Below are 22,468 nucleotides of genomic sequence, written 5' to 3' on the forward strand. Positions count from 1 at the left end.
GCGCTGCCCCCGGACCCCCGGGATATTTGGGCCAAGATGAAGGGGGGCGGGCATCAATGGGCCACCCCGGCAGCCACGGATTCGTCGATGAAGCGGCCCTCGCGGAAGCGGTCGAGGCCGAAATCGGCCGCCAGCGGCCCCGGTTCGCCCTTGGCCACCAGTTCGGCCATCGCCCAGCCCGAGCCGGGAATGGCCTTGAAGCCGCCGGTGCCCCAGCCGCAGTTGACAAAGCAGTTGCCCAGCGGCGTTTTCGACAGGATCGGCGAGCGGTCGCCGGTCATGTCCACGATGCCGCCCCATTGGCGCAGCATCTTGAGGCGCGAGATCACGGGGAAGGTTTCGATCAGCGCGCGCACGGTTTCCTCGATGTGCTGCCAACTGCCGCGCTGGGTGTAGTTGACGAAACCATCGGTGCCGCCGCCGATCACAAGTTCGCCCTTGTCGGACTGGCTGATGTAGCCGTGCACGGTATTGGCCATCACCACCACGTCGATGCAAGGCTTGATCGGTTCGGACACCAGCGCCTGAAGTGCCATCGATTCGATCGGCAGCCGGAAGCCCGCCATTTCGGCCAGAACGCTGGAATGACCCGCCACGACGATGGCCAGCTTGCCGCAGTCGATCGGGCCTTTGCTGGTGTCGATGCCTTGCACCGCGCCATTTGCCTGGCGCACGGCCGTCACCTCGCAGTTCTGGAGGATGTCCATGCCCATGGCGGAACAGGCCCGCGCATAGCCCCAGGCCACCGCATCGTGGCGCGCGGTGCCGCCGCGTTCCTGATAAAGCGCGCCGAGGATGGGGTATCGCGGGCCGTCGATGTTGATGATCGGCACCAGAGCCTTTACCTCGCCCGGCCCGATCCAGCGGGTTTCGACGCCTTGCAGGAGGTTGGCGTTGACCGTGCGCTTGTAGCCGCGCACCTCATGTTCGGTCTGTGCCAGCATCAAGAGACCGCGCGGCGAGAACATGACGTTGTAGTTCAGATCCTGGCTGAGCCCCTCATAGAGGCTGCGCGCCTTTTCATACAGCGCGGCGGACGGATCTTGCAGGTAGTTCGAGCGGATGATCGTGGTGTTGCGCCCGGTGTTGCCGCCACCCAGCCAGCCCTTTTCAACCACAGCCACATTGGTGATGCCAAAGTTCCGGCCCAGATAATAGGCGGTGGCCAACCCATGCCCGCCCGCGCCCACCACGATCACGTCGTAGCGGCGCCTGGGTTCGGGCGAGCGCCAGGCCCGTTCCCAGCCCGTGTGCCAGTTCATTGCCTCGCGCGCCACGGCGAAAACCGAATAGCGTTTCATGCCCTATCCTCGTCTGGCGCCCGAATCCGGGCAGCACCCCCTATCCGTGATGGACCGGAACGCGGGACGCAACCCTTCGGCAAACGGCAGATCACGGAAAAATGCGACATCGGCCGCAGACAAGAGGCGACGATTGCGCCAAAAGGCTTTCGCGCCCGACCGTCGCGTCTTAGGTGGGCGGGGCAAGACCGAGGAGAAACCATGCTGTTCTGGATGATCACCGCCGCGCTGGTGGCCCTTGTGGCCGCGCTGATGGGGCTGGCCCTGCTGCGCGGGCGCGCCGGGGCAGAACCCGCTGCCGCCTATGACCTGCGGGTCTATCGCGACCAGTTGAAGGACGTGGACCGCGATCTGGCCCGCGGGGTGATCGGCGCCGAAGAGGCAGAGCGGCTGCGCCTGGAAATCTCGCGCCGGGTGCTGGAGGCTGACCGCGCGGTCAAGGCGGGCGGCGCGGTGCAAGCGGCCCCCGCAGGCATCACTCTGGCCGCAGCGTTGGGCGGGGTCGCGGTGCTCGCGGCGGCCTTTGGGTTGTATCAAAAGCTGGGCGCGCCGGGCTACCCCGATCAGCCGCTGGCCGAACGCATCGCCTTTTCGCAAGAGATGTATGATACCCGCCCCAGTCAGGAGGCAGCCGAGGCCGAGGCCGCCACAGCGCGCGGCCCGCTGCCCACGCCCGATCCGCAATTCGTCAGCCTGATGGAGCGGCTGCGCAAGGCCGTAGCCGACCGCCCGAATGACACCGAGGGTCTGGCGCTGCTGGCACGCAACGAGGCGTCGCTGGGCAATTTCCGCGAAGCCTGGCAGGCGCAACGCCGACTGATCGCAGTCAAGGGCGATACCGCAACCGCTGCCGACCATGCGGGGTTGGCCGACCTGATGATCCTCGCCGCGGGCGGACGCATCACCTCTGAGGCCGAGGCGGTGCTGGCCGAGGTGATGGCGCGCGACCCGCGAAACGGGACGGCGCGCTATTACATCGGGCTGATGATGGCGCAAAATGGGCGGCCCGACCGCACCTTCGCCATCTGGCGCGGGCTGCTGGAAGAAGGCCCCGAAACCGCGCCCTGGATCGCCCCGATCCGCGCCGGGATCGAAGATCTGGCCTGGCTTGCGGGCGAGACTGATTACACCCCGCCCGCGCCCAAATCCGCAGGCCCCAGCGCGCAAGACATCGCCACTGCGGCGGCCCTCGCCCCCGAGGCGCGGGCCGAAAAGCTGCGCGCGCTGGTCGAAGGGCTGAATGCGCAGATGGCGACCCAGGGCGGCACCGCGCAAGACTGGGGCCGGTTGCTCGCGGGCCTTGCCCTGCTGGGCGAGACCGACCGTGCCGCCGCGATCTGGGGCGAGGCCACGCGCCTCTTCGCCGAACGCCCCGCCGAGATGGCGACGATCCGCACCGAGGCCGAAGCCGGGGGCTTTGACACCTCGATGCAGCCCGAAACCCGCGGCCCCACCACCGAACAGATGCGCGATGCCGCCCAGATGAGCCCCGAGGACCGGCAGGCGATGATCCGCGGCATGGTCGAGGGGCTGGCCGGGCGGCTGGAAACCGAAGGCGGCAGCGCCGCCGAATGGGCGCAACTGATCGGCGCGCTGGCCAATCTGGGCGAGACAGACCGCGCCCGCGCGGCCTTTACCACCGCCAGCCAGACCTTTGCCGATCAGCCCGATGATCTGGCTTCGATCACCGCCGCCGCGCAACAGGCCGGGGTGGCCGAGTGATCTGCGCCAGCATGGAACAGATGGCCGCCGCCCTGCCCCGCGCGGGCGCGCTGGCGGGGCTGGATCTGGGCACCAAGACCATCGGCGTTGCGGTGTCCGACGGGCTCCGCCGCGTGGCCTCACCGCTCAGCACGATCCGGCGCGAGAAATTCACGCTGGATGCCGCGGCACTGCTGAAAATCGTTGCGGAACGAGACCTGAAAGGCATCGTGCTGGGCCTGCCCTTCAACATGGATGGCTCCGAAGGGCCGCGCTGCCAATCGACCCGCGCCTTCGCGCGCAACCTCGAGCGGCTGACCCCGCTGCCCATCGCCTTCTGGGATGAACGGCTGTCCACCGTCGCCGCCGAACGCGCCCTGCTGGAGGCCGACACCTCGCGCAAACGCCGTTCCGAGGTCATCGACCATGTCGCGGCGGGCTATATCCTGCAAGGCGCGCTTGACCGTCTGGCGCGGCTGGAGGTGCAATGACCGCCCCGATCTGGACCCGCGACGAACCGCAAAGCCCCTGCGTGAACATCTGCACGATCCACCCGACCGAAGGGCTGTGCATCGGCTGTCTGCGCACGCTCGACGAAATCGCCGCCTGGTCGAAACTCTCGCCAGATGAGCGCCGCGCGATCATGGCCGAATTGCCCGCCCGCGCCCCGCGCCTTGCCCGCCGCCGCGGCGGCCGCGCGGGCCGCAGCCCGACCTGACGCGCCCTTCATCTTGGCCGAAATATCCTCGGGGGGTGAATGGGCCAAAGGCCCAGAGGGGGGCAGACGGCCCCCCTGCCCGGTCGCGGTTCAGACACCTTCGGCCATGTCCAGCGCCTCCAGCGCATCCATCCACAGCGCCTCGGCCCGATCCATCGCCGTCGCGACCTCGGCACGTTTTTTCTGCCATGTCGCGGCATCGCCGACGCGGCCCGGATCATACAGCGCCGGATCGGCGAGGATCGCATCCAGCCTGACGAGCATCTCGGACAGTTTCGTCACCCTATCCTCGCATTTGCGCACCTCGGCCCGGAGCGCCAGCACCGCCTCGCGCGAGGGGCGGGCGGGCTTGTCGCGGGCGGGCTTTGGCTCGGCCTTTGCCGCAGGCTCGCCCGCCAGCAACTCGGCGCGATAGGCCTCCAGATCGCCACCATAGGGCGTCACCGCACCAGCCTTGACCAGCCACAGCCGGTCGGCCACAAGCCCCAGCAGGTGCATGTCATGCGACACAAGGATCACCGCGCCGGTATAGTCGTTCAGCGCCTCGACCAGCGCCTCGCGACTTTCCATGTCGAGGTGGTTGGTAGGTTCGTCCAGAATCAGCAGATGCGGCGCGGTGGTGGTGGCCAGCATCAGCGACAGCCGCGCCTTCTGCCCGCCCGACAGGCGCGCGACCACCGTTTCCGCCTGCTCGGCCATCAGGCCAAAACCCGCCAGCCGCGCCCGCAGCCGGGCCTGATGCTCGGCCGGGTAAAGCCGCTGGATATGCTGCAAGGGCGTTTCGTCCAGATGCAGCTCGTCCACCTGATGCTGGGCAAAATAGCCGATCCGCAGCTTTGACGACCGCGTCAGCCGCCCGCCCATCGGGTCGAGCTTTCCGGCCAGCAGTTTGGACAGCGTCGATTTGCCCTCGCCATTGCGGCCCAGAAGGGCGATCCGGTCATCCTGGTCGATGCGCAGGTTCAGCCGACGCAGCACCGCGCGCCCGTCATAGCCCACCGCCACATCTTCCAGCGCGAGGATCGGGGGCGAGAGCTGTTCCGGCTCGGGAAAGGTGAAGGCGCGCGATTTCGCCTCTTCGGGGGCGGTGATCGGCTCCATCTTTTCCAGCATCTTCACCCGCGCCTGCGCCTGGGCGGCCTTTGACGCCTTCGCCTTGAACCGATCGACGAAACTTTGCAGATGCGCGCGTCGCGCGTCCTGCTTTTTCGCCTCGGCGGTCTGCTGTGCGCGCTGTTCGGCGCGCAGCCGGGCGAACTGGTCATAAGGCCCGGTCCACAGCGTCAGCTTGCGGTTTTCCAGATGCAGGATCGCGCCCACCGCGCGGTTCAGCAAGCCCCGGTCGTGGCTGATGATGATCACGGTGTGGGGGTATTTCGCCAGATAGCTTTCCAGCCACAGCGCGCCTTCCAGATCAAGGTAGTTGGTCGGTTCGTCCAGCAGCAGCACATCGGGCTGGGCAAACAGCACCCCCGCCAGCGCCACACGCATCCGCCAACCGCCCGAAAAATCGGAACAGGGCCGCAATTGCGCCTCGGCATCAAAGCCCAGCCCTTTCAGGATCGCGCTTGCCCGCCCCTCGGCCGACCAGGCGTCGATATCGGCCAGCCGGGTCTGGATATCGGCGATGCGGTGCGGGTCGGTCGCGGTTTCGGCCTCGGCCATCAGCGCCGCGCGTTCGGTATCGGCGGCCAGCACCGTGTCCAGCAGCGAGGTGGAGGACGATGGCACCTCTTGCGCCACGCCGCCGATGCGGGCGCGGGCGGGCAGGTCGATGCTGCCGCCCTCCAGCGCCAGTTCGCCCCGGATCAGGCGAAAGAGTGTGGTCTTGCCTGCGCCGTTGCGGCCCACAAGACCCACCTTGTGGCCATCGGGGATCGTGGCCGAGGCGCCCTCGAACAACGGGCGACCTTCGACCGAATAGGTGATGTCGGAAATCTTCAGCATGGGGCGCAGCGATGACCCAGTGCCGCGCCCATGTCAATCGTGCCCATGTCAATCGTGCCCATGCCGTCAGCGGCACGCACGGCTCAGTCCATCAGCCCGACCATCAGATCGACGGGCCAGGATTTGAACCCGACCATCGGGCTTTCGCCCTCTTCGCTAAAGACGAACACATGGATCTGTTCGTTCAACACAGCCAGACGGCAGAACAGGCCGGGGCCTGCCAGATCCACGGGGCAAAGCGCCATGTCCACATGCGGCACCGACGCCTCGAACATCGCATAGGTCATCGGCAGCGCCGCGGGCGGTTCGGCCAGGGCGGGCAAGGGCATCAGGGTCAGCAAGGCAAGAGCAGGGCGGAACATGTGGTAACTGCCAGGTTTTGAGCGGGATCAACCTTTTTCTGACTTAAAGTGTCAGACATTGCAAGTCCGATCCCTTAAACCGTGATCGGCCCTTTTGTCACGGTCGCGGCCATGATAGAGGCCGCGGCAGATCATATTCTCAAGGAGAGACCCCCATGGCGACCGAACGCACACTGTCCATCATCAAACCCGACGCGACCAAGCGCAACCTGACCGGCAAGATCAATGCCAAATTCGAGGAAGCGGGCCTGCGCATCGTGGCGCAAAAGCGCATCCACCTGACCATGGCGCAGGCCGGGCAGTTCTATGCCGAGCATAAAGAGCGCCCCTTCTATGGCGAGCTGTGCGAGTTCATGGCGTCCGAGCCGGTCGTGGTGCAGGTGCTGGAAGGTGAAGGCGCGATCCTGAAAAACCGCGACGTGATGGGCGCGACCAACCCGGCCAATGCCGCCGATGGCACCATCCGCAAGGAATTTGCCCTGTCGGTCGGTGAAAACTCGGTCCACGGCTCTGACAGCCCGGAATCGGCGGCGCGCGAGATCGCCTTCTTCTTCTCGGGGCTTGAACTGGTCGGCTGATCCGCAGGGACAGTTGCGCAAGGGCCGTGCCTTGGGGCGCGGCCCTTTTCGTTTGCCGCGGCACAGGGCCAGCCTATCTGAGGGTCAAAGGAGTGCCCATGTCCCACCACTTTGACAATTCCTATGCCCGCCTGCCGGAACGGTTCTTTGCCCGCCAGTCACCAACCCCGGTCGCCGCGCCGCGCCTGCTGGCGCTGAACGCGGGCCTTGCGCGCGATCTGGGGTTCGACCCGGCGGCGCTGGCCGCAGCCGAGGGGGTGGATTGGCTGGCCGGCAACGCCCTGCCCGAAGGCGCCGAGCCGATCGCAATGGCCTATGCGGGCCATCAGTTCGGCGGCTGGGTGCCGCAGCTTGGCGATGGCCGCGCGATCCTGCTGGGCGAGGTGGTCAGCCCCGCGGGCCGGTTCGATCTGCATCTCAAGGGCGCAGGCCCCACCCCCTTTTCGCGGATGGGCGACGGGCGGGCCTGGCTGGGGCCGGTCTTGCGCGAATATCTGCTGTCCGAGGCGATGGCAGCGCTGGCCATACCCACCACCCGCGCGCTGGCCGCCGTCGCCACCGGAGAGGCGGTCGCGCGCGACGCCACAGCCCGCCCCGGCGCGGTGCTGCTGCGCGTGGCGGCAAGCCATATCCGCGTCGGCACGTTCCAGTATTTCGCCGCCCGGCAGGACTCCGAGGCGCTGGCGGCGCTGACCGCCCATGTCATTGCGCGCCACTATCCGCAGGCCGACGGGCCGCTGGGTTTGCTGGAGGCCGTGATCGCCGCGCAGGCGCGCCTGATCGCGGGCTGGATGAGCCTTGGCTTCATCCACGGAGTGATGAACACCGACAACATGGCGGTCTCGGGCGAAACGATCGACTATGGCCCCTGCGCCTTCATGGATGCCTATCACCCCGACCGGGTGTTTTCGTCGATCGACCACACCGGCCGCTACGCCTATGCCCAACAGCCGCAGATCGCGCTTTGGAATCTGGCGCAGTTCGCCACCTGCCTGCTGCCCCTGATGGGCGAACGCGAGGCGGCGATTGCGGCGGCAACGGCGGCGCTCGACGGATTTGCCCCGATCTATCAGGCCGAATGGCTGCGTCGGTTTGCGGCCAAGATCGGAATTTCCGCGCCGCAGCCCGAAGACGGCGATCTGATCGAGACGCTGCTGTCGCGCATGGCGCTGCTGCGGGCCGATTTCACGCGGGTTTTCGCCGGGCTGGCCAATGGCACCGCACGCGCCGAATTTGCCGAGCCGGAGGCTTTCGATCACTGGGCCGAAGCCTGGCGGGCACGGATCGCGCAAGAGGCCGACCCGCAGGCCGTGATGGCCGCCGCCAACCCCCGCCGCATCCCGCGCAACCACCGCATAGAAGCGGTGATCGCGGCGGCCGTGGCTGGCGACATGGCCCCCTTTCACCACCTGCACGCCGCCCTGTCCGCCCCGTTCGAGGACCGCCCCGACTGGGCCGGTCTGGCCGCAGCCCCCGCCCCGGACGAGGTCGTCCAGCGCACCTTTTGCGGCACCTAGGCGGCCCCCTTGCCCCGGCACGGGCGCCGCGCTAGTCAGCCCCGTCACCCGGAGGAAACAGGATGATCGACAACCTGCGCGGCAGCCTGCTGATGACCGCCGCGATGGCGGGCTTTGCCATCGAGGACATGTTCGTCAAGGGCGTGACCCGCACCGTTCCGGTGGGCGAGGTGCTGGCGCTGATGGGGATTTTCGGCGCGCTGATCTTTGCCCTTGGGGCGCGCCTGCGGGGCGAGCGGATCGTGACGCGCGATCTGATCCTGCCCACGGTCATCGCGCGCAATCTGGGCGAACTGGTGGGCACCATCGGCTTCGTGCTGGCCATCGCGCTGACGCCCCTTGCGCAGGCCTCGGCCATCCTTCAGGCGCTGCCGCTGGCGGTCACGCTGGGCGCCGCGCTTTACCTGGGTGAACATGTCGGCTGGCGGCGCTGGACGGCGATCGGCGTGGGCTTTGTGGGTGTGCTGATCGTGATCCGGCCAGGGATGAACGGGTTTGACCCGCTGTCGGTTTTCGCCCTGATCGGGGTGGCGGGGCTGGCTGCGCGCGACGTGGTCACGCGGCGGGTGCCGCGCACGCTGTCGGGGTGGCAGTTGTCCACCTCTGCCTTTGCCACGCTGGTGCCCGCGGGCCTGCTGATGATGCCCGCCATGGGCCATGCCCCGGTGCTGCCCACGCTGGCCGAGGCCGGGGCCATCGCCGCCGCGCTGGGGTTTGGCATGGCGGCCTATCTGGCGCTGGTCGCGGCCACGCGCACCGGCGATGTGGCCTCGGTCACGCCGTTCCGCTACACGCGGCTGTTGTTTGCCCTTGTCATCGGCTGGGCTGTCTTTGACGAAATGCCCGATGCCGCCACGATCCTTGGCGGCGCAGTGATCGTGGCGTCGGGGCTTTACACGCTCTGGCGCGAAGCGCGATTGCGGCAGCGCGGCATCTGAGCCCTTCCCCCCCTGCCTGCCGCAGTTTATAGAACGGCCAAGCGTTTTTCATGCCGGAGGGGCCCCATGAGCACGATCATCGACATTCACGCGCGCGAGATCCTTGATAGCCGGGGCAACCCGACGGTCGAGGTGGATGTGATCCTTGAAGACGGCACGATGGGCCGCGCCGCGGTGCCGTCGGGCGCCTCGACCGGTGCGCATGAGGCCGTTGAACGCCGCGACGGCGACAAGGCCCGCTACATGGGCAAGGGCGTGCTGGAGGCGGTGCAGGCGGTGAACGGCGAGATCGCCGAAAACCTCGTGGGCGAAGACGTGACCGAACAGGTCGCGCTCGACCGCATGATGATCGAGTTGGACGGCACGCCCAACAAGTCGCGTCTGGGCGCCAACGCCATTCTGGGCGTGTCGTTGGCCGCCGCCAAAGCTGCGGCCGATTTCACCATGCAGCCGCTCTACCGCTATGTGGGCGGCACCTCGGCGCGGGTGCTGCCGGTGCCGATGATGAACATCATCAACGGCGGCGAACATGCCGACAACCCGATCGACATTCAGGAATTCATGATCATGCCGGTCAGCGCGGGCACCATCCGCGACGCGGTGCGGATGGGTTCGGAAGTATTCCATACCCTGAAAAAGGAACTGTCGGCGGCCGGGCTGTCGACCAGCGTGGGCGACGAGGGCGGCTTTGCGCCGAACCTCTCCTCGACCCGCGACGCGATGGATTTCATTCTGAAGGCGATTGAAAAGGCGGGCTACAAACCGGGCGAAGACATCTATCTGGCCATGGATTGCGCCGCGACCGAATATTACAAGGGCGGCAACTATGTGATGGCGGGCGAAGGCAAGACCCTGAGCGCCGCGGAAAACGTGGACTATCTGGCCGCGCTTTGCGCCGATTACCCGATCCTGTCGATCGAGGATGGCTGCGCCGAAGACGACTGGGACGGCTGGAAGTTGTTGACCGACCGGCTGGGCGGCAAGGTGCAACTGGTGGGCGACGATCTGTTCGTGACCAACCCCGCGCGTCTGGCCCAGGGCATCAAGGCGGGCGTGGCCAATTCAATGCTGGTGAAGGTCAACCAGATCGGCACCCTGACCGAAACCCTGCAAGCGGTCGATATGGCGCACCGCGCGCGCTATACCAACGTCATGTCGCACCGTTCGGGCGAAACCGAAGATGCCACCATCGCCGATCTGGCGGTGGCCACCAACTGCGGCCAGATCAAGACCGGCAGCCTTGCCCGATCGGACCGGCTGGCGAAATACAACCAGCTGATCCGCATCGAGGAAATGCTGGGCGAAACCGCCGAATACGCGGGCCGCTCGATCCTGCGGGGCTGATCTGCCCCCGGCCCCCTGCCGCGGCGGGGGGCCGCCCTACCCCAGCACGGCAAGGCCGGGGAAGGTTTCCAGCAGCCAGAACGAAAGGGCCGAAAAGGCCCCGGTCAGCAGCGCCAGCCCCACCAGCACCAGCAGTGCGCCCATCGCCCGTTCGATCAGCCGCATATGCCGCTTGAGCCGGGTCATCACCCCCATCGCGCGCTGGATGAACACGGCCGCCAGCAGGAACGGCAATCCCAACCCCAGCGCGTAAACCGCCAGCAGCGCGATGCCGCGCCCGACCTCGCCCCCCGTCGCCGCGATCGACAGGATCATGCCCAGTTGCGGGCCGATGCAGGGCGTCCAGCCAAAGGCAAAGGCCAGCCCCAGCACATAGGCGCCAAGCGCCGAACCGCCGCGGTCGCCCGCCTCGATCCGCGCCTCGCGATCCAGAATCGGGATGCGGTAAAGGCCAAGAAAGTGCAGCCCCAGCCCGATCACCACGACCCCGGCGATCTGCGCGAACAGATCCTGATTGGTCAGGAAAAACCGGCCAAAGCTGGAGGCGGCGGCGCCCAGCAACAGGAAAACGGTCGACAGCCCAAGCACGAAGAACAGCGCGGGCAGCACCGCGCTGCGCCGCCCACTGCGCAGATCGCCCATGCTGACCCCGCCCATATAGGCCAGATAGGGCGGCACGATGGGCAGCACGCAGGGCGACAGGAACGACAGCAAACCCGCCAGCAGCGCAACGGCGGCGGCGGGCAGGAAGGCGGCATCTATCAGGTCTATTCCGAACATGCCCCTTTCCTAGCCGATCCGCGCGGCGCCGTCACCGGGGCATGATCTCACATCGACGTGGACAATCGGGGACGTGGACAATCGGGGACGTGGACAAATCGCGCGCCGACGCCTAACTGCACCACATGGAGATTGCCGCCGACATCGACGCGCTGGGGCTGCTGTGCCCGCTGCCCGTGCTGCGCCTGCGCAAGGTTCTGGCACAGCATTTGCCCGGCGCGGTGGTGCGCCTGACCGCAACCGATGCCGCCTCGTGGATCGACGTTCCGCATTTCTGCGCGCAGGCCGGGCATGACTTGATCAGCGCCGAAGTGCGTGACGGCCTGCGCATCTATCTGGTCCGCCGCGGCCCCGATCGCCCCGAACCCGTCGCCTGACCCGAGAAGATCAGACCGAAACGAAAACCGCCGGGCGCAAGAGCCCGGCGGGTTCATCTCATAGGCGTCGCCTCAGCGCGCCAGCGACCACCAGCCGCGCCTTTTGGGCTTGGCATCGGCATCCGACGGTTCTTCCGGTTCCGGCTCGGGTGAGCCGGCGGCGGGCCACAGATCGGCGCTGGCCACGGGGGCAGCTACCGGCTCGGGCATCGGCACCGCAGGGGCGGCGGCAGGCTCAGGCGCGACCACAGGTTCCGGCTGCGCCGCCTGCTCGGCCTCCGCAACGGGTTCGGCCACCGCCTCGATCGCCGGCTTGCGACCGCGCGATGTCTTTTTCGGCGCGGCCCCGGCATCGGCCCCGGCAGCTTCGGCAGCGGCCTTGGCACCGCCGCGCACCCGCGTCCGGCTGGAGGTCTTTTTCGGCGCGGCCTCAGGCGCCGCGGCATCGGCCTCAGCCGGTTCGGCCTTGGCCCGCGGCGTGCGCGACCGCGCCGCGCGCGGCTTGGCCGGTGCCTCGGCGGCAGGGGCGGCCTCGACCGGGGTTTCAGTCGCAGCCGGCTCCCCCTCGGCGGGGGCTTCGGCTGCGGCGTCACCCTCATCCTCGCCGTCGTCGTCACCCTCATCCTCGCCTTCGGTCATGTCGGCGCGATCTTCGGCTGCGGCGCCCTCGGCGCCGTTCTTTTTCTTCCGCCGCCGCCGCCGCTTTTTCTTCTTGGGGCCTTCCTCACCCAGCGCGGTGGCCGCCGCCGGGGCAACCGGGGCCACGGCTTCGTCGGCATCTTCAATATCGTCGGCCTCATCGACAAGGTCTTCGTCTTCCTCGTCGATCGCAGCCATCAAGCGCGCATCGGCCGACACCACCGGCACCACAACTTCGGGCACGTTGCGGGTGGCAGTCTTGAACTTATCAAGGCTGAAATCGGGGCTGATCAGCGCGGGGGCCGCCTCGATCCGTACCGCCATGCCATAGCGCGCCTCGATCCCGGCGATATGTTCGCGCTTGGCGTTCATCAGATAGTTGGCCACCGCGACCGGTGCCCGCACCAGAACCTCGCGGCTGCGCTTGCGCGTGCCCTCTTCCTCGATGGCGCGCAGGATTTGCAGCGCAAGGCTGTCATCTGACCGGATCAGTCCGGTGCCGTGGCAATGCGGGCAGGGCTGGGTCGTCATCTCGATCATGCCGGGGCGCAGGCGCTGGCGGCTCATCTCCAGCAGGCCAAAGCCCGAAATGCGGCCCACTTGAATACGCGCGCGGTCGGTTTTCAGCTTTTCCTTCAGGCGCTTTTCGACGGCGGCGTTGTTCTTGCGCTCTTCCATGTCGATGAAGTCGATCACGATCAGGCCCGCCAGATCGCGCAGGCGCAACTGACGGCTGATTTCCTCGGCAGCCTCAAGGTTGGTTTTCAGCGCCGTGTCCTCGATCGAGCCTTCCTTGGTGGACCGGCCCGAGTTCACGTCGATCGCCACCAGCGCCTCGGTGATGCCGATCACGATGTAGCCGCCCGATTTAAGCTGCACCACCGGGTTGAACATGCCCGCCAGATAGGTTTCCACCTGAAAGCGCGCGAACAACGGCAGTTGTTCGGCATAGTGTTTCACGTTCTTGGCGTGGGACGGCATGATCATCTTCATGAAGTCCTTGGCCGCGCGATAGCCGCGCTCGCCCTCGACCAAAACCTCGTCGATCTCTTTGGAATACAGATCGCGGATCGAGCGTTTGATCAGGTCGCCTTCTTCATAGATCGGCGCCGGCGCGATGGATTTGAGCGTCAGTTCGCGGATCTGTTCCCACAGCCGCATCAGATATTCGTAGTCGCGGCGAATTTCGGTGCGGGTGCGCTGGCTGCCCGCGGTGCGGATGATCAGGCCCGCGCCTTGCGGAACCTCCATTTCGCCCGCGATTTCCTTCAGCTTCTTGCGGTCCACCGCATTGGTGATCTTGCGCGAAATGCCGCCCCCGCGGGCGGTGTTGGGCATCAGGACGCAATAGCGACCCGCAAGGCTGAGGTAGGTCGTCAGCGCGGCCCCCTTGTTGCCGCGTTCTTCCTTGACCACCTGCACCAGCATGATCTGGCGCACCTTGATCACTTCCTGGATCTTGTAGCGGCGCGGGCGCGGCTTGCGCGGGGCGCTGATTTCCTCGGCCACATCTTCTTCGGCGACCGATTCAATATCGTCGTCGGTATCAGACGCATGATCGGCCGCGACATAGCGCGGCTCGGCATCGTCACCGTTGCCGTTCGCAGCTTCGGGCTGGGTCGCCTCGGGAAGCGCGACGGTTTCGGCTGTGGCATCGGCGTCATCGTCGCCCAGATCGACCACGCTCATGCCGGGGATGTCTTCGCTGCGCGTTACCGCATCAACATCAGCGGCGCGTTCGGCGCGCGCGGGGCGCGGCGACGGGCTGCGGCGGCGGGGCCGGTTCTCCTCGGCTTCCTGCTGCTCGGCATAGGCGCGCTCTTCCTCGATCAGGGCCTGCCGGTCGGCGACCGGGATCTGGTAATAATCGGGATGGATTTCCGCGAATGCCAGAAAGCCGTGGCGGTTGCCGCCGTAATCGACAAATGCCGCCTGCAACGACGGCTCTACCCGCGTGACCTTTGCCAGATAGATGTTTCCGGCCAGTTGCCGCTTGTTTACCGTTTCAAAGTCAAATTCTTCGACCTTGTTTCCGTCCACCACAACAACGCGGGTTTCTTCCGCGTGGGTGGCGTCGATGAGCATTTTCTTTGCCATATGTCCAATTCTCACATGCCTGTGATCGCGCGGGGCCGGGCGGCCTTGCACGCGACGGAGCATGATTTTCTGTTGAGGCGAGGCGCGCGGCAGCATGGAGACCTGCGGCTGAGGCCAAAGCCCTGCCCGTCATCACCAGCCTGTCCGTTGCGCGTTCCATCGCGGTTCTACCCAAGCGCACCGGGAAAACCGGCAGCGCCCATCTGAAAAACCCGAGGCGTTTCAACGCCTTGCGGGCAAATTTGCGGCCTTTCGGCCAATCGGTTGGTCCGGTCGCAGGCGCCCTGTTCAGGGCCACGGCGGTTCGATACCAGCGAAACTGACGGCGCGGCGGCGCGCAAACGCGCGCCCTTCCGGCGTGACTAGACTTTAACGGCGGGGATGCGGCAAACACAATCTGTTTTTCGTCATCCTGCCGTCAACGACCGCGGCTAGGGATGGTCGGGCTGCCCCGGATCGGAGTGAGCGGTTTTTCGCGCTTGGGCAATCTGCCTCATGGGAATTTTGCGAAATCCGCGACGGAATGAGGGAGCTGCCTCGTATAAGGGCTGCGTTTTATCTGCAATTGCAACTTCAGGAGATCCCCATGCGGAACACCCTTCTTGCCGCTCTCGTACTCGCCCTGCCGGGCGCCGCCTTTGCTGAGGAGGCCAAAAACCCCGCCGCACCGCGGATTGCCTATTTCACGCTGGTCGGCACCGAAATGAACGCTCTGGTCGCCATGGTCAAAGGCGAAACCGAATATGACGCGGCCAAAGCCAGCCGCGGCGCGGCCGATCTGGTTGCGCTGACCCAGTATTCGGGCGACGACCTGATGGCCCCCGGCACGTCGAATGCCGACCTGCCCGGCAAAACCCGTGCCCTGCCCAAGATCTGGGAAGACATGGCGGGCTATGGCGCGGCCGGCAAAGCCTTTGGTGATGCGGTGACCGAACTGGCCGCGGTGGCCGGCAACGGCAAGGATGCGCTGGCCCCCGCGGTCGCCAAGCTGGGCGGCACCTGCAAGGGCTGCCACGACACCTACCGCGCCAAGGATTTCTGATCCATGAGCGGTCCGGTCACCCTGCCCGAGCAACTTGAAACGGTCAAACTCTGGGATCCGCTGCTGCGCCTGTTCCACTGGTCGCTGACGATCTGCGTGATCGCGGCCTGGGGTTTGGGCAAGTTCGGCCCGAATGACATGACGCTGCATTTCTGGTTCGGTTATGCGGTGATCGGGCTGCTTGCCTTCCGGGTGCTGTGGGGCTTTGTCGGCCCCGAACATGCCCGCTTCCGGTCTTTTGCCTATGGGCCGGTCGCGGTGCTGCGCTATCTGGGCCAGATCGGTGCCCGCAGCCCCAGCTACTGGCGCGGGCACAACCCGCTGGGCGGGCTGGCGGTCTTTGTGCTGCTGGCACTGCTGATCGGTCAGGTCGCCACGGGACTGTTTGCCGACCCCGAGGACTACCTGAACGTGGGGCCGCTGGCGCAATATGTCAGCACTGCCACGGCGCGAATGGCGTTGAACTGGCATGACATCCTTTCCAATGCCGTGCTGGCGATGGTTTTGCTGCATGTCGCGGCGATCGGGTTCTACCGCCGCTGGAAGAACGAAGACCTGATCCGCCCGATGCTGACCGGGCGCAAGACGGTTCGCAAGAAGGGCTGATCGCCCTGCCCCGGCGGCCCCGTTCGGGCCGCCGGAATCGCCCTCCCCCTGCAGGAAAATCCCCGCAAGACCCCGGCTGCCGGGTCACAGGTTACGGTCGCAGCATGTGGCGCAGTCGTCACAGCCAAGACTATCCACAAGATATTGCAGGGTGTGGATGAAATTCATCCAGATTGTGCGAAATCGGCGCCAAGGTCGCCCCCGCAAAGCAAAAACCGTATCGCCCGCACCAGACCGGCTGTGGAGGAATCGGCCCGACCCATCGCGTGGCAAAGATGGCAACAGAAATTCGTTTCAAACACGTGAAAATCTCGGTTGACCGAGCGGACGACCTACGTCAACTTGTGCGAACCGGATGGCGATACACCATATATTGTAGGTGATCGCCGCGGACCAGACCGCCTGCACCGGGCCGCCTGAGAGGCGTGGCCAAGGGCTTCGTGATTATTTCACGAAGGTGTGTGGTGCTGTGTTCGTGCGGGCCGGAGAACGAAATGTAACGACGGGGCAAACAATGAAAATCGAACGCAAGTTCACGCGGGAAGAAACCGGCGCCTATGGCGAGATCGCCTTTACCACCATGGTTTCGGAAATCCGCAACCCCGACGGGACGATCGTTTTTCGCAATGATCGCGTCGAGGTGCCCGCAGGCTGGAGCCAGGTCGCCTCGGACGTGCTGGCGCAGAAGTACTTTCGCAAGGCGGGCGTGCCCGCGCGGTTGAAGCGCGTCAAGGAAAAGGGCGTGCCCGAGTTTCTGTGGCGCTCGATCCCCGACGACGCCGCGCTGGCCACCCTGCCCGCGGCTGAGCGCTTTGGCGGCGAAACCTCCGCGCAGCAGGTGTTCGACCGGATGGTCGGGGCCTGGGCCTATTGGGGCTGGAAAGGCGGCTATTTCACCACCGAGGCCGATGCCCGCGCGTATTATGACGACATGCGCTATATGCTGGCCGCCCAGATGGCCGCGCCCAACAGCCCGCAATGGTTCAACACCGGCCTGCACTGGGCCTATGGCATAGATGGCCCCAGCCAGGGGCACTTCTATGTGGATTACAAGACCGGCCAACTGGTCAAATCCGACAGCGCCTATGAACATCCCCAGCCCCATGCCTGCTTCATCCAGTCGGTTTCCGACGATCTGGTGAACGAGGGCGGGATCATGGACCTGTGGGTCCGCGAGGCGCGTCTGTTCAAATACGGCTCGGGCACGGGCACCAATTTTTCGTCCCTTCGGGGAGAGGGCGAGAAACTGTCGGGCGGCGGGAAATCTTCGGGGCTGATGGGCTTTCTGAAGATCGGAGACCGTGCAGCCGGCGCGATCAAGTCGGGCGGCACGACCCGGCGCGCGGCAAAGATGGTGATCTGCGACATGGATCACCCCGACATCGAGCAGTTCATCAACTGGAAGGTGATCGAGGAACAGAAGGTCGCCAGCCTTGTGGCCGGCTCGAAGGCGCATGAGGCGCGGCTGAACGAGATCTTTGCCGCCATCGGCCAATGGGACGGCGCCGAGGCCGACGCCACCGACCCTGCCAGGAACCCGGCGCTGAAAGCCGCGATCCGGGCCGCAAAAAAGGCCATGATCCCGGAAACCTATATCAACCGGGTGCTGCAATACGCGCGGCAGGGCTATTCCTCGATCGAATTCCCGACCTATGACACCGACTGGGACAGCGAGGCCTATGTCTCGGTTTCGGGGCAGAACTCCAACAACTCGGTTCGCGTCACCGATGCGTTTTTGCAAGCGGTTCGTGACGATGCCGACTGGGCGCTGATCCGGCGCACCGACGGCAAGGTCAGCAAGACCGTGAAGGCCCGCGAATTGTGGGATCAGGTGGGACATGCCGCCTGGGCCTGCGCCGACCCCGGCATCCAGTTCCACGACACGGTGAACGCCTGGCACACCTGCCCCGAGGATGGGGCGATCCGCGGCTCCAACCCGTGTTCGGAATACATGTTCCTTGATGACACGGCCTGCAACCTCGCCTCGATGAACCTGCTGACCTTCTACACGGGCGGCAAATTCGACGCTGAAGGCTATATTCACGCTACCCGGCTGTGGACCGTCACGCTGGAAATCAGCGTGCTGATGGCGCAGTTCCCCAGCCGCGAAATCGCGCAGCGGTCCTATGATTTCCGCACGCTGGGGCTGGGATATGCCAATATCGGCGGGCTGCTGATGACCATGGGGCTGGGCTATGACAGCGACGAAGGCCGCGCCATGGGCAGCGCGCTGAGCGCGATCATGACCGGCGTCGCCTATGCCACCTCGGCCGAGATGGCGGGCGAGCTGGGCGCCTTTCCGGGCTATGCCCGCAACGCCGCCCATATGCTGCGCGTGATCCGCAACCACCGCACCGCCGCCTATGGCCGCGCCACCGGCTATGAGGATGTCAACGTCGCCCCGGTGCCGCTGGATCAGGTGAACTGCCCCGACGAAACCCTTGTTTCGCTGGCAAAATCGGCTTGGGACGAGGCGCTGTCGCTGGGCGAAAAGCACGGCTTCCGCAACGCGCAGGTTTCGGTTCTGGCGCCCACGGGCACCATCGGCCTCGTGATGGATTGCGACACCACCGGGATCGAGCCCGATTTCGCGCTGGTGAAATTCAAGAAGCTGGCGGGTGGCGGCTATTTCAAGATCATCAACCGTTCGGTGCCCGCAGCGCTGGAAAGCCTCGGCTATGGCTCGGCCCAGATCGAGGAAATCGTGGCCTATGCCGTCGGCCACGGCAGCCTTGGCAACTGCGCGGGCATCAACCACGCCGCGCTGATCGGGCACGGCTTTGGCCCGCGCGAGATCGAAAAGATCGAGGCCGCCCTGCCCGCGGCCTTCGACATCCGCTTTGTGTTCAACCAGTGGACGCTGGGCGAAGAGTTCTGCACCGGCACGCTGGGCATCCCGGCCGAAAAACTGAACGACCCCGGCTTTGACCTGCTGCGCCACCTGGGCTTTACCCGTGCGCAGATCGACGCTGCCAATGACCATGTCTGCGGAACGATGACGCTGGAAGGCGCACCCTTCCTGAAACCCGAACACTACCATGTGTTCGATTGCGCCAATGCCTGCGGAAAACGGGGCAAGCGCTATCTGTCGGTCGAGGCGCATATCCGCATGATGGCGGCGGCGCAGTCGTTCATCTCGGGCGCGATCTCGAAGACGATCAACATGGCCAATTCGGCCACCATTGCCGATGTGCTGGCCGCCTATGAGCTGAGCTGGTCGCTGGGCATCAAGGCCAATGCACTCTATCGCGACGGCTCGAAACTGTCGCAGCCGCTGGCCTCGGCGCTGGTCGAGGATGACGAGGAGGCCGAAGAAATCCTGACCTCGGGCAGCCAGCAGGAAAAGGCTGCGGTGCTCGCCGAAAAGATCATCGAAAAGGTGATCGTCAAGGAAATCGTGCGCAGCCACCGCGAAAAGCTGCCCGAACGCCGCAAGGGCTATACCCAAAAGGCCATCGTCGGCGGCCACAAGGTCTATCTGCGCACCGGCGAATATGCCGACGGTCAGTTGGGCGAAATCTTCATCGACATGCACAAGGAAGGCGCGGGCTTCCGGGCGATGATGAACAACTTTGCCATCGCGGTGTCGGTCGGGCTGCAATACGGTGTGCCGCTGGAGGAATTCGTGGATGCCTTCACCTTCACCAAGTTTGAACCCGCGGGCATGGTGCAGGGCAACGACAGCATCAAGAATGCCACGTCGATTCTCGACTATGTGTTCCGCGAACTGGCGGTGTCGTATCTCGACCGCACCGATCTGGCCCATGTGAAACCGCAAGGCGCAAGCTTTGACGATCTGGGCGGCGGCGAGGGCGAAGGCCGCCCCAATATCGCACCGCCGTCGGAACGGGCGTCGAAATCGCTGGAAGTGCTGCGCCAGATCAGTTCGACCGGCTACCTGCGCAAACGGCTGCCGCAGGAACTGGTGGTGTTGCAGGGCGGCATGGCCACGGCGCTGGCGGGCGATACGGGCGCGATGATGCTGGAAACGACGATCGGCGCCACCGCGCTGGCCACCGGCGTTGTCAGCATGGACGCGCGCACCAAGGCCAGGATGCAGGGCTATGAGGGCGAGGCCTGCGGCGAATGCGGCAACTACACGCTGGTTCGTAACGGCACCTGCATGAAGTGCAACACCTGCGGCGCAACGAGCGGGTGCAGCTGAGTGTCGCTCCGGCGAAAGTTCCTCCCAAATGGGGCAAGTTTGTCCCGGATTCGGCCGAAAGTCTGTCCCACAGGCCCCCACGGGGGCCTGTTACATGAAAAAGAGCACGCCAAGGTGCCGGATGCTGGGTCGCGCCATAAGGCATGCTCCGAATTTGGAAGAGACCTGTGATGGACTTGATCATCGGCACCCGCCACATCACCCCGGACGCCATCATCCGCACGGTGACGGGCGTCGAGGCCGTCCTGCACGGTGATGCTCTGCGGTCTCTCCTGGACGCCGCCTTCCACGGCGCTGGCACGATCGAGATCCTCGGCGGCGATCTTGACCGCCGCCGGATGGAAGTCACCGGGATCGAGATGCGGGGTTGCGAAACGCGGGTGACGTTGGCCGCAACAGGGGCAGGGCAGCGGCTTGTATGAAGGGTTTTCCTCGGGATGGCTCTTGCAGTTGGTGGTATATCATCGACGCACCTGGCCCGAGGCTGTGTGAAAACTCTGATCTCCCGAATTCGCAAAGAACGGTTTCCTAGGTGGCCCGCCTGTGCCGGCCCCGCGTCGGAACGAAACTTCACAGGCCGCCTGCCGGAGAACATCATTCCGGAGCCAGCCATGTTTGATCGAGTTTCCACACAGCCTAGGGCCTTGCCGCCCGCGACTGGCAGGGCCGGATAACGGGATCACCGGCGGCACCTGATCGACGCGTCGCCGGTTCGCCCGCAGGCTGCGTCAGGCCCGGATCGTTCCGTCGCCCGTGACCAGATATTTGAACGAGGTCAGTTGCTCGGCCCCGACCGGGCCGCGGGCGTGCAGCTTGCCGGTGGCGATGCCGATTTCGGCGCCCATGCCGAATTCGCCACCATCGGCGAACTGGGTCGAGGCGTTGCGCATCAGGATCGCCGAATCGAGCCGCGCAAAGAACCGGTCTGCCACGGCGTCATCCTCGGTCAGGATCGATTCGGTGTGGCTGGAGCCATAGCGGCGGATATGCGCGATCGCACCATCGACGCCATCGACCAGTTTCGCGGCGATGATCATGTCGAGAAACTCGCGCCCGAAATCCTCGGGGCTGGCCTCGACGGTGCCGGGGATCGCGGACAGCTCATCTGCGGCCCGCACCTCGACGCCTGCGGCCAGCAGATCGGTGATCAGCACCGCCCCGTGCCGGGCATAAAAGGCCCGGTCGATCAGCAGGCATTCGGCCGCGCCGCAGATGCCCGTGCGTCGCGTCTTGGCGTTCAGCACAACGCGGCGAGCCTTGTCCAGATCGGCGGCGCCATCGACATAGACGTGGCAGATGCCCTCCAGATGCGCAAAGACAGGCACCCGCGCCTCGGCCTGCACAAGGCCCACCAGCCCCTTGCCACCACGCGGCACGATCACGTCGATATGCGCCACCGCGCGCAGCATCGCGGCCACCGCTTCGCGGTCGCGCGTGGGCACAAGCTGGATCGCGGTTTCCGGCAGGCCCGCGCCGCGCAGCCCCTCGATCATGCAGCCGTGAATGGCCGCCGAGGAATGGAAGGATTCCGATCCGCCCCGCAAGATCACCGCATTGCCGGATTTGAGGCACAGCGCGCCCGCATCGGCGGTGACATTGGGGCGCGATTCGTAGATTACCCCGATCACCCCCAGCGGCGTGCGCACGCGGCGGATATGCAGCCCCGATGGCATGTCCCATTCGGCCAGCACCGCGCCCAGCGGGTCGGGCTGCGCGGCCACCGCCCGCAACCCGGCCACGATCCCCGCAATCCGCGCCTCGTCCAGCATCAGCCGGTCCATCATCGCCGGGCTCAGGCCCTTGTCGCGGCCATAGGCCAGATCGCGGGCATTGGCCGACATGATCGCGCCGCGCTTCATCTCGACCACGTCGGCGGCCAGTTCCAGCGCGCGGGCGCGCTGGCTGGCCGGGGCAAAGGCCAGATCTGTGGCGGCGGCGCGCGCGGCGCGGCCCATCTCGTCGATCAGCGCGGCAATGTCTTGCGTGTCGGTCATGGCTCGTCTCCGGGTTTGCGCCCTTCTAGCGGCGTCGGGGGGCGGGCGGCAAGCCTAGGCGCGGCGGCCGCGCGCCGCCTCGATCAGCTTGGCGATCAGCAAGACCCATGGCAAGCCGTGCAACGCCAGATCGAACATGTCGAGCGGCCGCACCAGTGTGCCGGCTGCCAGCATCTTGAGCTTTTCCCACAGATGCGGCTCGGGCACGAAGGGCGACAGCCCCAGCGTCAGCGCGATGATGACCGCTTGGCCAAGCGCGATACTGTCCCACAGACGGCGCAGCATGATGTGATCCCTCGGATGGAAAGAGGGCAGACGCTGCCCGGCTGACCGGCGACATAGCGGGTTTCGGGAGAGCCGTC

At 65.9% G+C, this 22,468-nt stretch carries 19 protein-coding genes; 12 read left to right on the forward strand and 7 right to left on the reverse strand.

Features of this window, described 5'->3' with window-relative positions:
- Nucleotides 1–53: 53 nt before the first annotated feature.
- Nucleotides 54–1,301, reverse strand: coding sequence for a sarcosine oxidase subunit beta family protein (locus C5F46_RS12095; RefSeq protein WP_107325608.1), 1,248 nt, complete (start codon nucleotides 1,299–1,301; stop codon nucleotides 54–56).
- A gap of 201 nt (nucleotides 1,302–1,502) precedes the next feature.
- Between C5F46_RS12095 and ccmI the strand changes: the two genes are divergently transcribed.
- The 3 genes from ccmI to C5F46_RS12110 are packed head-to-tail and all read left to right on the forward strand — an operon-like array spanning nucleotide 1,503 to nucleotide 3,720.
- Nucleotides 1,503–3,023, forward strand: a complete 1,521-nt coding sequence (ccmI, locus tag C5F46_RS12100) for a c-type cytochrome biogenesis protein CcmI (protein WP_107325609.1) — start codon at nucleotides 1,503–1,505, stop codon at nucleotides 3,021–3,023.
- 11 nt (nucleotides 3,024–3,034) lie between these two features.
- The gene (gene ruvX, locus C5F46_RS12105; RefSeq protein ID WP_207186738.1) at nucleotides 3,035–3,493 is read left to right on the forward strand and encodes a Holliday junction resolvase RuvX; all 459 of its coding nucleotides are present in this window, start codon (nucleotides 3,035–3,037) and stop codon (nucleotides 3,491–3,493) included.
- Complete coding sequence (locus C5F46_RS12110; protein ID WP_107325611.1) at nucleotides 3,490–3,720, forward strand: DUF1289 domain-containing protein; 231 nt, start codon at nucleotides 3,490–3,492, stop codon at nucleotides 3,718–3,720. The genes ruvX and C5F46_RS12110 overlap by 4 nt, the downstream gene beginning before the upstream one ends.
- A gap of 90 nt (nucleotides 3,721–3,810) precedes the next feature.
- On the opposite strand, the gene C5F46_RS12115 is transcribed toward C5F46_RS12110, so the two are convergent.
- Together C5F46_RS12115 and C5F46_RS12120 are read right to left on the reverse strand one after the other, a co-directional pair.
- Nucleotides 3,811–5,667: an ABC-F family ATP-binding cassette domain-containing protein gene (locus C5F46_RS12115; protein WP_107325612.1), complete on the reverse strand. Its 1,857-nt coding sequence runs from the start codon at nucleotides 5,665–5,667 to the stop codon at nucleotides 3,811–3,813.
- Between the two features lie 83 nt (nucleotides 5,668–5,750).
- Nucleotides 5,751–6,029, reverse strand: coding sequence for a hypothetical protein (locus tag C5F46_RS12120; protein ID WP_107325613.1), 279 nt, complete (start codon nucleotides 6,027–6,029; stop codon nucleotides 5,751–5,753).
- Nucleotides 6,030–6,184: 155 nt separating this feature from the next.
- Between C5F46_RS12120 and ndk the strand changes: the two genes are divergently transcribed.
- The 4 genes from ndk (at nucleotide 6,185) to eno (ending at nucleotide 10,406) form a co-directional block, all read left to right on the forward strand.
- Nucleotides 6,185–6,607: a nucleoside-diphosphate kinase gene (ndk, locus tag C5F46_RS12125; protein WP_107325614.1), complete on the forward strand. Its 423-nt coding sequence runs from the start codon at nucleotides 6,185–6,187 to the stop codon at nucleotides 6,605–6,607.
- Nucleotides 6,608–6,705: 98 nt separating this feature from the next.
- Nucleotides 6,706–8,124, forward strand: coding sequence for a protein adenylyltransferase SelO (locus tag C5F46_RS12130; protein ID WP_107325615.1), 1,419 nt, complete (start codon nucleotides 6,706–6,708; stop codon nucleotides 8,122–8,124).
- A gap of 62 nt (nucleotides 8,125–8,186) precedes the next feature.
- On the forward strand, nucleotides 8,187–9,062 hold the full coding sequence (locus C5F46_RS12135; protein WP_207186773.1) for a DMT family transporter: 876 nt from the start codon (nucleotides 8,187–8,189) through the stop codon (nucleotides 9,060–9,062).
- Nucleotides 9,063–9,128: 66 nt separating this feature from the next.
- Nucleotides 9,129–10,406 carry a phosphopyruvate hydratase gene (eno, locus tag C5F46_RS12140; RefSeq protein ID WP_107325616.1) on the forward strand — a complete coding sequence of 426 codons (1,278 nt, stop codon included), beginning with the start codon at nucleotides 9,129–9,131 and terminating at the stop codon, nucleotides 10,404–10,406.
- Between the two features lie 36 nt (nucleotides 10,407–10,442).
- Here the strand turns inward: eno and C5F46_RS12145 are convergent, their stop codons facing one another.
- Nucleotides 10,443–11,186 (reverse strand): cytochrome c biogenesis CcdA family protein, encoded by a 744-nt coding sequence (locus tag C5F46_RS12145; RefSeq protein WP_107325617.1) that lies wholly within the window; start codon nucleotides 11,184–11,186, stop codon nucleotides 10,443–10,445.
- Between the two features lie 125 nt (nucleotides 11,187–11,311).
- On the opposite strand from C5F46_RS12145, the gene C5F46_RS12150 reads away from it, so the two are divergent.
- The gene (locus C5F46_RS12150; protein WP_107325618.1) at nucleotides 11,312–11,563 is read left to right on the forward strand and encodes a sulfurtransferase TusA family protein; all 252 of its coding nucleotides are present in this window, start codon (nucleotides 11,312–11,314) and stop codon (nucleotides 11,561–11,563) included.
- A gap of 72 nt (nucleotides 11,564–11,635) precedes the next feature.
- Here the strand turns inward: C5F46_RS12150 and C5F46_RS12155 are convergent, their stop codons facing one another.
- On the reverse strand, nucleotides 11,636–14,299 hold the full coding sequence (locus tag C5F46_RS12155) for an Rne/Rng family ribonuclease (RefSeq protein WP_107325619.1): 2,664 nt from the start codon (nucleotides 14,297–14,299) through the stop codon (nucleotides 11,636–11,638).
- Between the two features lie 586 nt (nucleotides 14,300–14,885).
- Here C5F46_RS12155 and C5F46_RS12160 point away from each other — a divergent pair.
- The 4 genes from C5F46_RS12160 to C5F46_RS12175 all read left to right on the forward strand — a co-directional run bounded on the left by C5F46_RS12160 (nucleotide 14,886) and on the right by C5F46_RS12175 (nucleotide 20,534).
- Nucleotides 14,886–15,341, forward strand: a complete 456-nt coding sequence (locus C5F46_RS12160; RefSeq protein ID WP_107325620.1) for a c-type cytochrome — start codon at nucleotides 14,886–14,888, stop codon at nucleotides 15,339–15,341.
- Between the two features lie 3 nt (nucleotides 15,342–15,344).
- Nucleotides 15,345–15,947 (forward strand): cytochrome b/b6 domain-containing protein, encoded by a 603-nt coding sequence (locus tag C5F46_RS12165; protein WP_107325621.1) that lies wholly within the window; start codon nucleotides 15,345–15,347, stop codon nucleotides 15,945–15,947.
- 514 nt (nucleotides 15,948–16,461) lie between these two features.
- Entirely contained in the window at nucleotides 16,462–20,112 is a 3,651-nt protein-coding gene (locus C5F46_RS12170) for a vitamin B12-dependent ribonucleotide reductase (protein WP_107325622.1), read from the forward strand.
- A gap of 170 nt (nucleotides 20,113–20,282) precedes the next feature.
- A complete protein-coding gene (locus C5F46_RS12175) occupies nucleotides 20,283–20,534 on the forward strand; it encodes a hypothetical protein (RefSeq protein ID WP_107325623.1) in 252 nt (83 codons plus the stop codon).
- A gap of 306 nt (nucleotides 20,535–20,840) precedes the next feature.
- Here C5F46_RS12175 and C5F46_RS12180 read toward each other — a convergent pair whose 3' ends face one another.
- Both C5F46_RS12180 and C5F46_RS12185 read right to left on the reverse strand, forming a co-directional pair.
- Complete coding sequence (locus tag C5F46_RS12180) at nucleotides 20,841–22,106, reverse strand: glutamate-5-semialdehyde dehydrogenase (RefSeq protein WP_107325624.1); 1,266 nt, start codon at nucleotides 22,104–22,106, stop codon at nucleotides 20,841–20,843.
- 54 nt (nucleotides 22,107–22,160) lie between these two features.
- Nucleotides 22,161–22,391: an RND transporter gene (locus C5F46_RS12185; RefSeq protein ID WP_107325625.1), complete on the reverse strand. Its 231-nt coding sequence runs from the start codon at nucleotides 22,389–22,391 to the stop codon at nucleotides 22,161–22,163.
- Between the last annotated feature and the right edge of the window lie 77 nt (nucleotides 22,392–22,468).

Origin of the sequence: Phaeovulum veldkampii DSM 11550 (genome assembly GCF_003034995.1) — a bacterium.
In the GTDB taxonomy this organism is placed as follows: domain Bacteria; phylum Pseudomonadota; class Alphaproteobacteria; order Rhodobacterales; family Rhodobacteraceae; genus Phaeovulum; species Phaeovulum veldkampii.

What these genes read in the sequence shown, in the direction of transcription:
- C5F46_RS12095 (WP_107325608.1), bottom strand. Translation starts at nt 1,301, where the DNA reads ATGAAACGCTATTCGGTTTTCGCCGTGGCGCGCGAGGCAATGAACTGG.
- ccmI (WP_107325609.1), top strand. Translation starts at nt 1,503, where the DNA reads ATGCTGTTCTGGATGATCACCGCCGCGCTGGTGGCCCTTGTGGCCGCG.
- ruvX (WP_207186738.1), top strand. Translation starts at nt 3,035, where the DNA reads ATGGAACAGATGGCCGCCGCCCTGCCCCGCGCGGGCGCGCTGGCGGGG.
- C5F46_RS12110 (WP_107325611.1), top strand. Translation starts at nt 3,490, where the DNA reads ATGACCGCCCCGATCTGGACCCGCGACGAACCGCAAAGCCCCTGCGTG.
- C5F46_RS12115 (WP_107325612.1), bottom strand. Translation starts at nt 5,667, where the DNA reads ATGCTGAAGATTTCCGACATCACCTATTCGGTCGAAGGTCGCCCGTTG.
- C5F46_RS12120 (WP_107325613.1), bottom strand. Translation starts at nt 6,029, where the DNA reads ATGTTCCGCCCTGCTCTTGCCTTGCTGACCCTGATGCCCTTGCCCGCC.
- ndk (WP_107325614.1), top strand. Translation starts at nt 6,185, where the DNA reads ATGGCGACCGAACGCACACTGTCCATCATCAAACCCGACGCGACCAAG.
- C5F46_RS12130 (WP_107325615.1), top strand. Translation starts at nt 6,706, where the DNA reads ATGTCCCACCACTTTGACAATTCCTATGCCCGCCTGCCGGAACGGTTC.
- C5F46_RS12135 (WP_207186773.1), top strand. Translation starts at nt 8,187, where the DNA reads ATGATCGACAACCTGCGCGGCAGCCTGCTGATGACCGCCGCGATGGCG.
- eno (WP_107325616.1), top strand. Translation starts at nt 9,129, where the DNA reads ATGAGCACGATCATCGACATTCACGCGCGCGAGATCCTTGATAGCCGG.
- C5F46_RS12145 (WP_107325617.1), bottom strand. Translation starts at nt 11,186, where the DNA reads ATGTTCGGAATAGACCTGATAGATGCCGCCTTCCTGCCCGCCGCCGCC.
- C5F46_RS12150 (WP_107325618.1), top strand. Translation starts at nt 11,312, where the DNA reads ATGGAGATTGCCGCCGACATCGACGCGCTGGGGCTGCTGTGCCCGCTG.
- C5F46_RS12155 (WP_107325619.1), bottom strand. Translation starts at nt 14,299, where the DNA reads ATGGCAAAGAAAATGCTCATCGACGCCACCCACGCGGAAGAAACCCGC.
- C5F46_RS12160 (WP_107325620.1), top strand. Translation starts at nt 14,886, where the DNA reads ATGCGGAACACCCTTCTTGCCGCTCTCGTACTCGCCCTGCCGGGCGCC.
- C5F46_RS12165 (WP_107325621.1), top strand. Translation starts at nt 15,345, where the DNA reads ATGAGCGGTCCGGTCACCCTGCCCGAGCAACTTGAAACGGTCAAACTC.
- C5F46_RS12170 (WP_107325622.1), top strand. Translation starts at nt 16,462, where the DNA reads ATGAAAATCGAACGCAAGTTCACGCGGGAAGAAACCGGCGCCTATGGC.
- C5F46_RS12175 (WP_107325623.1), top strand. Translation starts at nt 20,283, where the DNA reads ATGGACTTGATCATCGGCACCCGCCACATCACCCCGGACGCCATCATC.
- C5F46_RS12180 (WP_107325624.1), bottom strand. Translation starts at nt 22,106, where the DNA reads ATGACCGACACGCAAGACATTGCCGCGCTGATCGACGAGATGGGCCGC.
- C5F46_RS12185 (WP_107325625.1), bottom strand. Translation starts at nt 22,391, where the DNA reads ATGCTGCGCCGTCTGTGGGACAGTATCGCGCTTGGCCAAGCGGTCATC.